A 14,301-nucleotide genomic window follows, 5' to 3' on the forward strand; every position below is an offset into this window, starting at 1 on the left:
ACACCTTGTACCCGGCAGTTCCGTGGTACACACTGTACCCGTAACTGTCGGTATCAGACTTTCGCAAGGACACCCGATGACGACCTACCGGTCCGCCTGGCTCGACGACGACCTGGACGCCCTGCGCGAGCTCGCCCGCTCGTTCTTCGCGAAGGAGTTGACGCCGAACATCGACAAGTTCATCGAGCAGCACCACGTCGACCGCGACTTCTGGAACAAGGCGGGCGCGCTCGGCCTGCTGTGCGCATCGATCCCGGAGGAGTACGGCGGTGGCGGCGGCACCTTCGCGCACGAGGCCGTGCTGATCGAGGAGCAGGCCAAGGCGTTCGACACCTCCTGGGGCGCCACCCTGCACAGCGGGATCGTCGCGCATTACCTGCTGCACTACGGCACCGAAGAACAGAAGCGGAAGTGGCTGCCCAAGATGGCCACCGGCGAGGTCGTCGGCGCGATCGCCATGACCGAGCCCGGCACGGGATCGGACCTGCAGAGCGTCAAGACCAAGGCGATCCGCGAGGGCGACGAGTACGTGGTGAACGGCTCCAAGACCTTCATCACCAACGGCAGCCAGGCCGATCTCATCATCGTGGTCGCCAAGACCGACACCAGCGAGGGCGCCAGTGGCATCTCGCTGATCCTGGTCGAGGCCGACCGGCCGGGCTTCCGCCGCGGCCGAGTGCTGGACAAGGTAGGGCAGAAGGGGCAGGACACCTCCGAGCTGTTCTTCGAGGACGTCCGGGTCCCGGTGTCGAACCTGCTGGGCACGCAGGAAGGACAGGGCTTCGTCCAGTTGATGCAGCAGCTTCCGCAGGAGCGGCTGATCATCGCCGTCGGATCGGTGGCAGGGATGGAGGCCGCGCTCGAGGTCACGCTGCGCTACACCAAGGAGCGGCACGCCTTCGGCAAGCCGCTGTTCGCCTTCCAGAACACCAAGTTCACCCTCGCGGAGGCGGCCACCGAGACCCGGGTGGCCCGGGTGTTCCTGGACGACTGCATCGTGCGGCATCTACGTGGGGAATTGGACATCCCGACCGTCGCCATGGCCAAGTGGTGGACCACCGATCGCGCGATGTCGGTGGCCGACGAGTGCCTCCAACTGCACGGCGGCTACGGCTATATGAGCGAATACCCGATCTCGCGGATGTGGACCGACAGCCGTGTCCAGAAGATCTACGGCGGCACCAACGAGATCATGAAAGAGATCATCGCCCGCAGTCTGTGATCCGAGCGGCCGACTGTGTTGGCAAACTGCCAACACCCTGTCGGGCCGCGCCGGTCAGGGCCTACGCTTCGGTGACGTCCACCGAGGTGGCCGTGGCAGAGACAACGAGGTGCCGGCCACCTCCAGCGTGAAGGGACGGTTGCGATGAGCGACGTCGAGACTCCTCCGTTCAAGGACATCGTCAACGGGGCACTGGAATTCACCATCCCGATCGCGCACAAAATGGGTGTGCAGGCGGTGGAGGTGCGGCGCGGTTTCGCGGCGACCTCGGTGCCCGTCGAGGGCAACGGCAACCACTTCGGCGTGATGTACGCGGGAGTGCTGTTCACCGTGGCCGAGATCCTCGGCGGCGCGATCGCGGTCGCCACATTCGACAACTCGGCGTTCTATCCGCTGGTGAAGGATCTGCACGTCTTCTTCCGCAAGCCGGCCAAGACGGATGTGCGCGCGGAGGCGACGTTGTCGGAGGAGGAGATCACGCGCGTCGGCGCGGAGGCGGCGGCGAACGGCAAATCCGACTTCACGCTGCGATCCGTGGTCACCGACGCCGACGGCGTTGTGGTGGCGGAGACCGAAGGCCTCTACCAATTGCGGGCGCACGGCAAGTAGCCTGCCTCGGCGCCGGAGCGAGGCGTTCGGCACGCATCCGGCGCCGGTCGGCCGCGCGCTGTGGCGAGCCGGCGGGGGGCCGACGACGGTGTCCGGCCAGGTCGCCGTGCCCGCGCCGAGATCACGGACCGGTCGCGGGGCACCGGTTCGGCCGCGGCGTCACGCGGATATCTCCGGTTCTTCGATTTGGTAACGGCTCGGTAGCTGATGCCCTGAGTGGCGGCGGGCGAGGCCGGGGTATGCCTACTACCGCAAGTCGTGGACCTGCGAAAATGCGATCCGCTTCACCATATCGCAGTGATCTCGGCCACATAACGAAGCCATAACAGCGGATCTGTATCGGTCGATTTTTCGCGATCGACCTGGGTGAACGGCGCGAAGTCTCGACCAAGGGTCAAACCTATGCCGACGTTATTCGAGCGTGATCTGTCGCGACATCTCCGCTAACGTCGGTCACGGCTCGGGGCAACACCGAGATCGAGCTCGAATCGCAGAACGCCGGAAACCCTGTCCCGCGATTCGAGTGTCCACGAACTTCCCTGGGGACAGGGGCGCGGCGAATTCGCCGAGCCGGTGGGCGCAGGCGGGAAATCTCATGTCGCAAAACCGTAAATTCACCACTCGTGTTCTCGGCTTCACCGCGGCTGTCGGCGCCTTCGTCGCCGTGCCGTTCGGCCTGTCCACCGCGACCGCTTCGGCCCACAACTGGGACGCCGTCGCGCAGTGCGAGAGCAGTGGCAACTGGTCCACCAACACCGGTAACGGCTTCTCGGGCGGCCTGCAGTTCACCCAGAGCACCTGGGAGGCCAACGGCGGCAGCGGCAGCCCGTCCAACGCCAGCCGTGACGAGCAGATCCGCGTCGCGGAGAACGTCCTCGCGACCCAGGGTCCGGGCGCCTGGCCCGTGTGCGGCTCTTACCTCTGATGCGTCGCCGGCGCCTACCGCGAATTCGCGGTAGGCGCCGAGCTATTTACCGGCAGTAATAAATTTCGCGAAATGTCGGTTTATTCGGACAATCGCATCGGTAATTCGATATCCGATCATCCGGTCCGAATTAGGATTCACCGAACGCCGATTCGCCCGCTCTCCAGGGTCGGATCCACGCGCCAGTCGCTGTCAGGTAACGGTGCTCAGGCCCGCCACAGTTGATCACCGGCGCGCGACAGGACGATGTTCGGCACCACCGCGTTACGCGACAGCCGCGTGACCGCCAGGACCATCTCGGCGATGTCACCGGTGGTGAGCATGGCCGATCGGTCCAGGACAGCACGCTTCCACGCGGTCATGTCGGTGTCGACGTAGCCAGGGGACACCGCCGTCGCGCTGACGCCGTTCGCGGATTCCTCCAGCGATACCGTCTCGCACAGCGAGATGAGCGCCGCTTTGGTGGCCCCGTAGGCGGCGAGGCCCGCTTCTCCGGCGACGCCGGTGATCGAAGCCAGCGCGACGATCTTCGCGCCGCGCTCCCGATCGTCGGCCGCGCTCTTGCGCAGCAGCGGCAACGCGGCCTGGACGAGCGTCAGCGGCGCGCGAAAATTCACGTCCAGCATGCGTTCGTACGCCTTCGCGGGCAGGTCCGCCACGGCGCCCGCCGTGCCGGTGCCCGCGCTCAGCACCAGCGCGTTCATGCCGCCGAACCGTTCCTCATGCGCCTTGACCAGGGCGCGCACCTGGTCGAGGTCGTTCATCTGCGTGACCACCGGCTGCACCTCGGCTCCCGTTTCCGCGCGCACGCGGGCCGCGGTCTGCTCGAGCGTGTCGAGCGTGCGCGCGGCGAGGGTCAGGTGATAACCCTCGCCCGCCAGTCGGCGCGCCACCTCGGCGCCGATGCCGCGTGACCCTCCGGTGATCAGTGCGGTGCGGACGCTCATCCGAGGCGTTCGATGATCGTCGCGTTGGCCAGGCCGCCCGCCTCGCACATCGTCTGCAGGCCGTAGCGGCCGCCGGTCTGCTCCAGGTGGTTGACCAGCGTCGCCAGGATGCGGGTGCCGGAGGCGCCCAGCGGGTGGCCGAGGGCGATCGCGCCGCCGCGGGGGTTCAGCTTGGCCGGATCGGCGTTCAACTCGTGCTGCCAGACCAGGGGCACGGGTGCGAACGCTTCGTTCACCTCGTAGGCGTCGATGTCATCGATGCTCAGCCCGGCGCGATCCAGCACCTTGCGGGTGGCCGGGATCACGGCTGTGAGCATGAGCAGGGGGTCGTCGCCCACCACGGCGAACGAGTGGAACCGGGCGCGCGGACGAAGGCCCAGTTTCGTGGCGGCCTCCTCGCTCATGATCAGTGCGGCGGAGGCGCCGTCGGTCAGCGGCGAGGAGTTGCCCGGCGTGATCGACCACTCGATCTCGGGGAAGCGCGCGGTGTACTGGTCGTCGACGAAGGCGGGCCGCAACTTCGCCAGACTCTCGCCGGTGGTGGCGGGCCGGATCGTCTCGTCGGCCGTCAGGGCGCCCGCCGCGACCAGTTCGTTGTCGAAGCCGCCCCGCGCCGCGGTGTCGGCGGCGAGCCGATGCGAACGAGCCGCGAACTCGTCGAGCGCGACGCGGTCGAACTTCCACCGGGCGGCGATCACCTCGGCCGCGATGCCCTGCTGGATGAGGCCGTCCGGATAGCGGTGGGCGAGCGGACCGCGGTTGGCGTCCTTGCCCTGGCCGTTGGAGAACATCGGCGCCCGGCTCATGGATTCGACACCACACGCGATCGCGACGTCGTAGGCGCCCGCGATGACACCCTGCGCCGCGAAGTGCGCGGCCTGCTGGCTGGACCCGCACTGCCGGTCCACCGTGGTAGCGGGCACCGAATCCGGGAATCCGGCGGCCAGCGCTGCGGTCCTGCTGATGTTGAACGCCTGCTCCCCGCTCTGCGTGACGCATCCGCCGACCACGTCGTCCACCACGGCGGGATCGAGGTCGTTGCGGGCGACGAGTTCGGCGAGCACACCCGCGAGCAGGGTGGCCGGATGTACGTCCGACAGGCCGCCGCCTGCTTTGCCCTTACCGGACGGTGTACGGACGACATCGACGACGACGGCGGACCTCATGGCCATCTCCGATCAGTTAAGTTAACTGGCATTCGCAGTTAAGTTAACATAGATTCTCCGTCGTGGGCCATGGCGTGCCCAACGGTCTGGCCGCGATCGACCGCAGGGAGTCCCCGTGCCTAGGCCTTGGCCTCACCGGGCGGCCTGCCCGGATACAGGCGCTGAATCGTCAGCGCGGCCGCCAGCAGCCGGGAGTCGTGCGGGTCGGTGGGATCGACGCCCGTGAGTTCGGCGATGCGGCGCAGGCGATAGCTGAACGTGTTGGGATGCACGTGGATCTCGGCGGCCGCGGCCTTACGGTCCGAGCCGTGGCGCAGGTGCGCGTCGAGGGCTTCCATCAGGTGCGGGCTGTCCAGGATCGGGGCGATCCGCTCGGCCAGCCGGGTGCGGGCGGTGCCCGGCCTGGTGAGCTGGTACTCCAACAGCAGATCGTCGAGTTGGTAGACGCCCGCCGGACGGCCGAGCAGGCGCGCGAGTTCGGCGAGGTCGGTGGCTTCCTTCGCGGTGTGCGGAATGGCGTCCTTCGGCACGGACGGATACTCGGCGAGGAATACCGGAACCCCGAAGTTCTCGGCCAGCTCGGTGGCAAGCCCGGTGTGGCGCGCGTCGTCGAGTTCGGCGTCGGAACCGCTGGGCAGCAACGCGATTCCGCTCCAGCCGTCGAAGGTGGCCAGCGCCGTGGTGCCCGCGAGGGCGTCCAGAGCACGGTGCAGCAGGCGGATGCGGCGACGTCCGACGAGTGTGGCGACCTTGCTCGGCTGATCGTCGGGCCGGATGTGGATGGCGAGCACGGTGTAGTGCTCCGCGAGGGCGGTGTCAGCCCGCGCCGCCAGCTCCGCCGCGGGGAACCCGTTCAGCAGCGCCGAGCACAGCGCCCGGCGCGCCTCCCGTTCGGCGTTGTAGATGGACTGCTCGACCTCGGTGTAGGTCTCCACGACCGTGATGTTGATCTGCATGAGCAGGTCGAGCAGTCGGCTGCCGACCAGCACGAGGTCGTCGAGCTCCTCGCGGGAGGCCAGCGCGGCCGCCTCGTGGAGCACCGACTGCGCGGAGCCGTGAATGGCCTCGATCAGCACGGGCAGGGGGAACCGGTCCTCGGCGTGCCGCTCGGCCACCGGGGCGACGAACGTCGCGACTTCGGCCTTGGTGAAGCTGCGCTGTTCACCGATCGCCTGGAGCACGGCGCGGCCGCACGCGTAGATCGCCGGAAGCACCTCGGCGGTGAAATGCCCCTCGGGCAGATCGGCGGCGGGCGAGGTGGTGCCGAGGCCTGCGGCGAGCATGCGCTCGGCGATCTGCGGCCAGCGGGTGAGCAACCGGGCGACGAGCGGAGCGTCTCCGGCCACCGGGGACAACGCGACGGACATGGGCCGATTGTTTCCGACCACAGGAAACCGCGGCAAGGTCGCGGGCCCAGTCGCGCGAATTTTGGCTTCGGGGCCAACATTCCAGACGGAATCTTCTCCTCGGCGTGCAGTGACACCGCCCCGGCGCGAGTCATACATTCGGAAAGCGGCTCGCATCTATGTCCCCGATCACATTCGAATCCGAATGTGGCGTAGGAAACATTCTGTAGCGGTGTTCGATTCACCGCCGGGCCGCCTGTGGTTCGGCGTGAATGGAAGTGAACTCGATGTTGGCAATGATGCACAACGCTCGACGGGCGATTCTCGGGGCCGCGGTGATCGCGGGCGTGACGATGGCCACGGCACTCGGCAACGGACCGGCGCACGCGCGGGAGGAGATCGAACCGACCCAGCAGGCCCTGGCCGATTACATCAGCGCGGGCCTGGCGCCCGCCCCGGACGGCAGGCAACCGCGCGCGATCGTGGACAGCGGCAGCTCGTCGGGATGGCCGACCAGCGTCGCTTCCGACGCGTTCGGTGAAGGCCCGGAGATGTCGGCGTATCTGGCGGCCTTCGCCTACGGCCTGACCCACCCGGACGCCGCCCCGCCCGGCGGCAACCGCTGGAACTGCACCCCCACCGCCGAACACCCGCGACCGGTGGTGCTGCTGCACGGCACCTGGCTCAACGCCTACGACACCTTCTCCTACTTGTCCCCGCGCCTGGCCCGCGCCGGTTTCTGCGTGTTCGCCTTCAATTTCGGGCGTTCCGGCATCCTGGAGGGCGGCGGTCTCGGCCCGATCCTGCCGGGGCGCTTCGGCGTGGGCCGGATGGAGGATTCGGCCGTGCAGTTGCGCGATTTCGTCGACCGGGTCCTGGCCGCGACCGGTGCGCAGGCCGTCGACATCGTCGGTCACTCGCAAGGCGGGACGGTCGCCGACCATTATCTGAAGTTCGAGGGCGGCCAGGGCAAAGTGGGCAAATTGGTGAGCCTGGGAGCGACACACCACGGCACGTCGCTGATGGGTATCGCCACGCTGGGCCGGATCATCAACAATCTGGGCGTCAACATTCTCGGGTTCTACGAGCCGCTGGTCGGACTCGCGAATATCCAGCAAGCGGTGGGCTCGCCGTTCTACGCCAGTCTGAACGCCCAGGGCGACACGGTGCCCGGAGTCGCCTACACGGCGGTCGGCTCGCGGCACGACGAGGTGACCAACCCTTATCAATGGACGTTCCTGCAAGCGGGGCCGGACGCGACGGTCGACAACGTCACGCTGCAAGACGGGTGCGAGCAGGACATGTCCGACCACCTGACGATGATGTATTCGCCGCGGGCGGCGTCGATCGTCCTGCACGCGCTCGACCCGGTCGCCCAGCCGTCGCTGGAATGCACTTTCAATCCGTGGATGGTCGGCGGCAACGGCAGCTGGTGAGCCGCTGTCACTGCATCGGCACGAGAATCCGCGCGCGTCTAATTGGTACCCGGGACAATTCTTTTCCGGGCGCGACCTTGGTTGGGTGAATATGGGCGATCCGGCGCGGGATGCCCGCGATCACGGCCGTGCCGTCGGAAAGGAAGAACCGGATGAGTGTGCAACTCGAATGGGATGGCGGTACAGTGCCGCCCGATCCGGCCCCGTTCGCGCAGCGGCCGATACTGCCCGAAGACGATCCGTTCTACGTCCCACCGCCTGCGGTCGGGCGGTTGCGTCCCGGCGCGATCGTTCGCGCGCGTGCGGTGCGGATCGGCTTCTTCAGTCTTGTGCCCCAGCGCATCTCGGCCTGGCAACTGCTCTATCGGACGTGTGATCTGAACGGGGTGCCCGAGGTCGCGGTGACCACCGTGCTGTTGCCGTGGGGCGCGGATCCGGCCGAGCCGCGCCCGCTGGTGTCGTTCCAGTGCGCGATCGACGCGGTGGCCTCGAAATGTCTTCCGTCCTATTCGCTCCGGCGCGGCGCACGGGCGGCGGGGTCGATTCCCCAGCTGGAGCTGCCGCTGATCGCCAGCGCCCTGGCGAGGGGCTGGGCGGTGTCGGTGCCGGATCACGGTGGAACCGCGGGCCGGTTCGGCGTGGCCAGGGAGCCGGGATATCGCGCGCTGGACGCGGTGCGCGCCGCGCACGCCTTCGTTCCGCTGGGACTGGACCCGACCACACCCGTGGCGCTGTGGGGCTATTCGGGCGGGGGATTGGCCACGGCCTGGGCCGCGGAAATGGCCGCCGAATACGCGCCCGAGCTGAATATCGTCGGCGCGGTCGCCGGGTCGCCGGTGGGGGATCCGGCCGCCGCGTTCGTCCGGCTCAACGGCACCCTCTTCGCGGGATTCGCGGCCGTCTTCACCGCCGGGCTGCGCCGCGGCTACCCGGATCTCGACCGCATGCTGCGCGCGCATCTGGACGCGCGATATCTCGGCTGGCTGGCCGAGACCGAGACCACCGCGACGTTCCCGCTGCTGTATCGCTTCGCCCGGCGCGACATCGACAAACACAGTGACGCGGGACTGGCCGCCATGCTCGAGCAGGACGGGCTGCGGCGGATCCTCGACGACATCCACCCCGGCGGCCGAGCGCCCGCGATGCCCATGCTCGTGCTGCAGGGCGTGCACGACGAGGTGATCGCGACCGCCGACGTGGACGGCCACGTCGCGCGCTACGTCGCGGCGGGCGTCCACGTGCGCTACTTGCGCGATCGGCTCAGCACCCATCTGCTGCTGCAATTCCTGGCGCTGCCGGTCATGGTCGACTGGCTCGCCGGTCGCTTCGCCGGTCGTGAGCTGCCCGCGGCCGGTACGCAGACGCGTTGGTCGCTCGCCTTCGCCGGTCCGGCGCTGCGCGGCCACCTGCGATTCGCGGCCTTGCTCGTGCGCATGTGGCTCGGACGGCCGATCCGCGCACCGCGCCCGCCCGCGCTGTCGCGTCCCGGCCCGCGCCGCCTGTCGGTCTTTTCCGCGGCGCTGCGCAATCCGTTGTCCTGATCTTGCTCGGCCACCACCGAGACGTTGCTGAGCTGGCCTGATCGCACACCGTTACGCGCCGGGAACGAGATTCCGGTGTCACGTCACAAAGGTGTCCGTTTTGCTCTAGCGTGAGCACGGTTGGTGCCGAGAGGGGTCGTGGATGCGTAGCGGGATGCTGAGTGTGGCGCAATTGCGGGACCAGGTCGATACGGGTGAGATCGACACGGTGCTGGTCGCCATGACCGACATGCAGGGGCGACTGCAAGGGAAGCGCTGCGCGGCACGCTATTTCCTGGACGAGGTGCTCGAGCACGCCACCGAGGCCTGCGGCTACCTGCTCGCGGTGGACGTGGACATGACGACCGTCGACGGATACGCCCTCTCGTCCTGGGAGACCGGGTACGGAGACGTCGTGCTGCGGCCGGATCTGCGCACGCTGCGGACGGCCCCGTGGTGGCCGGGCACCGCGCTGGTGCTCTGCGACGTCGAGCACGTGGCGCCGGAAGGGCGGGCGGTCGCGGCTTCACCGCGCCAGGTGCTGCGCAAACAGTTGGACCGCTTGAGCGAGCGCGGCCTGCGCGCGTTCGTCGGGACCGAACTCGAGTTCCTGGTGTTCGACGACAGCTACGAGGCGGCCTGGAACGCGGGGTACCGCGGGCTGGCGCCGGCCAATCAGTACAACGTCGACTACTCGATGCTCGGCACCGGGCGGATCGAGCCGTTGTTGCGCCGTATCCGCAAGGAGATGGACGGCGCGGGGATGTATGTCGAGTCGGCCAAAGGCGAGTGCAACCCCGGCCAGCACGAGATCGCGTTCCGGTACGACGAAGCTCTGGTCACCTGCGACAACCACAGTATCTACAAGACCGGTGCGAAGGAGATCGCGGCGCAGGAAGGGCGCAGCCTCACCTTCATGGCGAAATACAATGAGCGGGAAGGCAATTCCTGCCATATTCATTTGAGCCTGCGCGGCGAGGCCGGCGAGCCGGTCTTCGCGGGGGACGGCGCGGACGGCATGTCGCCGTTGATGCGGCACTTCATCGCGGGCCAGCTGGACTGCATGCGCGAGTTCACCTACCTGCTCGCGCCGAACATCAACTCCTACAAGCGATTCGTCGCGGGCAGCTTCGCGCCGACCGCGATCGCGTGGGGCCGGGACAACCGGACCTGCGCCATCCGCGTGGTCGGCGAGGACCATGGGCTGCGCTTCGAGAACCGGGTGCCCGGCGGTGACGTGAACCCGTACCTGGCCGTGGCCGCGCTGATCGCAGCGGGACTGCACGGCATCGACCGGCGGCTGCCGCTCGAGCCGGAATTCCACGGCAACGCCTATCACTCCGAGCGCCCCCGTGTGCCGCGTACGCTGCGCGAAGCGGCCCAGCTGTTCGGCGACAGCGCGGTGGCCCGCGCGGCCTTCGGTGATGATGTAGTGGAGCACTATCGCAACGCGGCGCGGGTCGAACTGGACGCCTACGACGCCGCGGTCACCGACTGGGAGCGTATCCGTGGTTTCGAACGACTCTGAGGTCGCGGGAGCCCGTCCCGTGATCGGCCTGCCCACCTATGTGGAGCAGGCCCGCTTCAACGCGTGGGATCTGCCGTGCGCGGTGCTGCCGCACGCCTACGTCGAGATGGTGGCCGCCGCGGGTGGCATCCCGGTGCTGTTGCCGCCCGCCGGCGTCGCGCGTCCCGAGCTGGTGCGACGGCTCGACGGGTTGGTGCTGACCGGCGGCGCGGACGTCGATCCAGCGCGCTACGGCGGCCCTGCCGCCGGAATCCCCGGCTACACCAGGCCGGACCGGGACGAGTCGGAGTTCGGCCTGTTCGAGCTGGCCAGAGCCGCGGGCATGCCGATTCTCGCGGTGTGCCGCGGGCTGCAACTGGCGAACGTGGCGCTCGGCGGCACGCTGATCCCGCATCTGCCCGATGTGGTCGGACACGAGGAGCACTCCGGCGTCGAGGGCGGGTTCACCGCGACCCGGGTGCTGACCATCGCGGGCAGCCGGGTCGCGCGGCTGGCCGGTCCGGAGGTGAAGGTGAACTGCCACCATCACCAGGCCGTCGATCGGCTCGCCGAGGGCCTGACCGCCACCGCGTACGCCGCGGACGGCACGATCGAGGCCGCGGAGTCCACCGACGGGTCGTTCCTGGTCGGCGTGCAGTGGCATCCGGAGGCCGACGCCACCGATCGCGGGCTGGTGCGGGCGCTGGCCGAGGCGGCGGACACCTATCGAAGGGAGCGGGACTCGTGACGACAGCGCAGGTGCTCAACCCGGCGACCGAACAGGTGGTCACCACCGTCGAGCTCGTCGGCGAAGCCGAGACCGATGCCGCCGTCGCCGCGGCGCAGCGCGCGGCGGCCGGGTGGCGCGAGGTGGCGCCCGGCGATCGGGCGAGATTGCTGCGCCGGTTCGCCGAGGCGGTCGACGCGGATGTGGAGCAGCTCGCCCGGCTCGAGGTCGCCAACGCGGGGCACACCATCGGCAACGCGCGTTGGGAGGCGGGCAACGTCCGCGACGTGCTGCACTACGCGGCCGGAATGCCGGAACGGTTGCTGGGCAGTCAGATTCCGGTCGCGGGTGGAGTCGACATCACCTTCCACGAACCGCTCGGCGTGGTCGGCGTGATCGTGCCGTGGAATTTCCCGATGCCGATCGCGGCCTGGGGTTTCGCGCCCGCGCTCGCCGCGGGCAACACCGTGGTGCTCAAACCCGCCGAGCTGACGCCGCTGACCGCGCTGCGACTCGGTGAACTGGCGCTCGAGGCGGGCCTGCCCGAGGGTGTGTTCCAGGTGCTGCCCGGCAAGGGGTCGGTGGTGGGAGAGCGCTTCGTCACCCACCCGGCCGTCCGCAAGGTGGTGTTCACCGGTTCCACGGAGGTGGGCACGCGGATCATGGCGGGCTGCGCTCGGCAGGTGAAGCGGGTGACGCTGGAACTCGGCGGCAAGAGCGCGAACGTCGTGTTCGCCGACGCCGACCTGGAACAGGCGGCGGCGACCGCGCCCTACGGCGTCTTCGACAACGCCGGGCAGGACTGCTGCGCCCGCTCCCGGATCCTTGTGCAGCGCAGTGTGTTCGACCGGTTCCTGGAGTTGCTGGAACCCGCTGTGCAGGGGGTGCGCGTCGGCGACCCGTCCGACGAATCCACCGAGATGGGCCCGCTGATCTCGGCCGCGCACCGGGAGCGAGTGGCCGAGTTCGTGCAACCCTCGACCAAGGTCGCGTTCACCGGAAGCGCGCCCGACGGTCCCGGATTCTGGTATCCGCCGACCGTGGTGCTGCCCGGCGCGCCCACCGACCGGGTGCTCACCGACGAGGTGTTCGGGCCGGTGGTCGCGGTGGTCCCGTTCGAGGACGAGGCCGACGCGCTGCGCATCGCCAACGACACGAATTACGGCCTCTCCGGCTCGATCTGGACCCGCGACGTCGGCCGCGCGCTGCGCGTGGCCCGCGGTGTGGAGGCGGGCAACCTGTCGGTGAACTCGCATTCGTCCGTGCGGTACTGGACGCCGTTCGGCGGCTTCAAGCAGTCCGGGCTCGGGCGCGAACTCGGCCCGGACGCCGCGCTCGCCTTCACCGAGACCAAGAACGTCTTCCTCGCCACGTAGTGACACCCGCACATCCGACAGGAGATACGTTGCAGCGCTTACAGGATCGAGTCGCCGTCGTCACCGGCGGCGGGAGCGGTATCGGTCTGGCCACGGTCCGTCGCTTCGCGGCGGAGGGGGCGAAGGTGGTGGTCGCTGACATCGACGCCGGGACCGGCGAGGCGGCCGCCAAGGAGGTCGGCGGCCGGTACGTGCACGTGGACGTCACCGACGAAGACCAGGTCAAGGCCCTTTTCCAGACCGCGGTCGACACCTACGGCGGGCTGGACATCGCGTTCAACAACGCGGGCATCTCCCCGCCGGAGGACGATTCGATCCTGACCACCGGCATCGACGCGTGGCGGCGGGTTCAGGAGGTCAACCTGACCTCCGTGTACCTGTGCAGCAAGTACGCCATCGAGCACATGCTCGAGCGCGGCAAAGGATCGGTGATCAACACCGCCTCGTTCGTCGCGGTCATGGGTGCGGCGACCTCGCAGATCTCCTACACCGCCTCCAAGGGCGGCGTACTGGCGATGAGCCGCGAACTCGGCGTGCAGTTCGCCCGCGACGGCATTCGGGTGAACGCCCTGTGCCCCGGGCCGGTGAACACCCCGCTACTCCAGGAACTGTTCGCCAAGGACCCGGAGCGCGCCGCCCGCCGCCTGGTGCACGTGCCGCTCGGCCGGTTCGCCGAACCGGAGGAGATCGCCGCTGCCGTGGCCTTCCTCGCCAGCGACGATTCCTCGTTCATCACCGCGTCCCAGTTCCTGGTGGACGGCGGCATCGCGGGCGCCTACGTGACGCCGCTGTAGGACCTACTTCGGCGCGCCCAATCGTGCGCCGCCGTCGACGCGCACCACGATTCCGGTCGTGAACGCGTTGTCCACCAGGAATTCGATCGCGTGGGCCACGTCGTCGGCGGTGCCGACCCGCCCCACCGGCGTGGTCGCGGCGATCTGGTCGAAGACCTCGGTGCGCGCGCCGTCGGGCAGGAAGCTCCACCATTCGGTGTCGATCACGCCGGGGGACACCGCGTTCACGCGCAATGGCGCGAGCTCGACCGCCAGCACCGGAACCATCGCCTCCACACCGGCATTGACCGCCGCCAGCGCCGCGGTGGCGGGCATCGAGCCGCCCGCCGAGGCCGCCGACACCAGGGTGATCGAACCGCCCTCGTTCAGGTGCGGCAGCGCGGCTTGCATCGCGGCGGTGTGCGGGAGCAGTTTGCCCTCGACGTGGCGGCGCAGATGCTCGAGTTCGAGCTCGCGGAACGGCGTCGTGCCCGACGGTCCGGTCACGGTCACCACCACATGGTCGATCGGCCCGATCTCCGCGAAGAATCGGGTCAGTTCCGCCTCGTCACGCGCGTCCACGGTACGGCCGGTGACGTTCTCGCCGAGATCGGCCAATGCGGCCTCGAGCCTGCCCTTGTCGCGACCCGCGACGATCACCTCGTGCCCGTGGTCGGCGAGCCTGCGCGCCGCGGCCAGGCCGATGCCCGATGTACCGCCCACGATGACGACCCGGTTGCCCACAAC

Annotated in this window: 13 protein-coding genes; 9 read left to right on the forward strand and 4 right to left on the reverse strand. The window is 68.8% G+C overall.

What is annotated here, in order from left to right; genetic code table 11:
- The first annotated feature begins 76 nt into the window (after window positions 1–76).
- From ACIHAX_RS10290 to ACIHAX_RS10300, 3 genes are all read left to right on the forward strand, one after another.
- On the forward strand, window positions 77–1,222 hold the full coding sequence (locus tag ACIHAX_RS10290) for an acyl-CoA dehydrogenase family protein (RefSeq protein WP_355077770.1): 1,146 nt from the start codon (window positions 77–79) through the stop codon (window positions 1,220–1,222).
- Between the two features lie 144 nt (window positions 1,223–1,366).
- Window positions 1,367–1,831, forward strand: coding sequence for a YiiD C-terminal domain-containing protein (locus ACIHAX_RS10295; RefSeq protein WP_355077768.1), 465 nt, complete (start codon window positions 1,367–1,369; stop codon window positions 1,829–1,831).
- A 595-nt stretch (window positions 1,832–2,426) separates the two neighbouring features.
- A complete protein-coding gene (locus tag ACIHAX_RS10300; RefSeq protein ID WP_355077766.1) occupies window positions 2,427–2,756 on the forward strand; it encodes a transglycosylase family protein in 330 nt (109 codons plus the stop codon).
- A 206-nt stretch (window positions 2,757–2,962) separates the two neighbouring features.
- Here ACIHAX_RS10300 and ACIHAX_RS10305 read toward each other — a convergent pair whose 3' ends face one another.
- The 3 genes from ACIHAX_RS10305 to ACIHAX_RS10315 all read right to left on the reverse strand — a co-directional run bounded on the left by ACIHAX_RS10305 (window position 2,963) and on the right by ACIHAX_RS10315 (window position 6,236).
- Window positions 2,963–3,703 (reverse strand): SDR family oxidoreductase, encoded by a 741-nt coding sequence (locus ACIHAX_RS10305; RefSeq protein WP_355077765.1) that lies wholly within the window; start codon window positions 3,701–3,703, stop codon window positions 2,963–2,965.
- Window positions 3,700–4,869, reverse strand: coding sequence for a thiolase family protein (locus tag ACIHAX_RS10310; RefSeq protein ID WP_397276940.1), 1,170 nt, complete (start codon window positions 4,867–4,869; stop codon window positions 3,700–3,702). Before ACIHAX_RS10310 ends, ACIHAX_RS10305 begins: the two co-directional genes overlap by 4 nt.
- Before the next feature lie 119 nt (window positions 4,870–4,988).
- Entirely contained in the window at window positions 4,989–6,236 is a 1,248-nt protein-coding gene (locus ACIHAX_RS10315) for a helix-turn-helix domain-containing protein (RefSeq protein WP_356961039.1), read from the reverse strand.
- 275 nt (window positions 6,237–6,511) lie between these two features.
- Between ACIHAX_RS10315 and ACIHAX_RS10320 the strand changes: the two genes are divergently transcribed.
- The 6 genes from ACIHAX_RS10320 (at window position 6,512) to ACIHAX_RS10345 (ending at window position 13,575) form a co-directional block, all read left to right on the forward strand.
- Window positions 6,512–7,651 (forward strand): alpha/beta fold hydrolase, encoded by a 1,140-nt coding sequence (locus tag ACIHAX_RS10320; RefSeq protein WP_355077759.1) that lies wholly within the window; start codon window positions 6,512–6,514, stop codon window positions 7,649–7,651.
- 152 nt (window positions 7,652–7,803) lie between these two features.
- On the forward strand, window positions 7,804–9,192 hold the full coding sequence (locus ACIHAX_RS10325; RefSeq protein ID WP_397276945.1) for a lipase family protein: 1,389 nt from the start codon (window positions 7,804–7,806) through the stop codon (window positions 9,190–9,192).
- A 142-nt stretch (window positions 9,193–9,334) separates the two neighbouring features.
- Window positions 9,335–10,699: a glutamine synthetase family protein gene (locus tag ACIHAX_RS10330; RefSeq protein WP_397276947.1), complete on the forward strand. Its 1,365-nt coding sequence runs from the start codon at window positions 9,335–9,337 to the stop codon at window positions 10,697–10,699.
- The gene (locus ACIHAX_RS10335) at window positions 10,680–11,426 is read left to right on the forward strand and encodes a gamma-glutamyl-gamma-aminobutyrate hydrolase family protein (protein ID WP_364429475.1); all 747 of its coding nucleotides are present in this window, start codon (window positions 10,680–10,682) and stop codon (window positions 11,424–11,426) included. The genes ACIHAX_RS10330 and ACIHAX_RS10335 overlap by 20 nt, the downstream gene beginning before the upstream one ends.
- A complete protein-coding gene (locus tag ACIHAX_RS10340; RefSeq protein WP_355077752.1) occupies window positions 11,423–12,781 on the forward strand; it encodes an aldehyde dehydrogenase family protein in 1,359 nt (452 codons plus the stop codon). Before ACIHAX_RS10335 ends, ACIHAX_RS10340 begins: the two co-directional genes overlap by 4 nt.
- On the forward strand, window positions 12,781–13,575 hold the full coding sequence (locus ACIHAX_RS10345; RefSeq protein WP_397276950.1) for a 3-oxoacyl-ACP reductase: 795 nt from the start codon (window positions 12,781–12,783) through the stop codon (window positions 13,573–13,575). Before ACIHAX_RS10340 ends, ACIHAX_RS10345 begins: the two co-directional genes overlap by 1 nt.
- Before the next feature lie 3 nt (window positions 13,576–13,578).
- Here the strand turns inward: ACIHAX_RS10345 and ACIHAX_RS10350 are convergent, their stop codons facing one another.
- Window positions 13,579–14,298 carry an SDR family oxidoreductase gene (locus ACIHAX_RS10350; protein ID WP_364429470.1) on the reverse strand — a complete coding sequence of 240 codons (720 nt, stop codon included), beginning with the start codon at window positions 14,296–14,298 and terminating at the stop codon, window positions 13,579–13,581.
- Between the last annotated feature and the right edge of the window lie 3 nt (window positions 14,299–14,301).

The sequence above is a fragment of the Nocardia sp. NPDC051929 genome, from assembly GCF_044548645.1.
GTDB lineage: Bacteria > Actinomycetota > Actinomycetes > Mycobacteriales > Mycobacteriaceae > Nocardia > Nocardia sichangensis.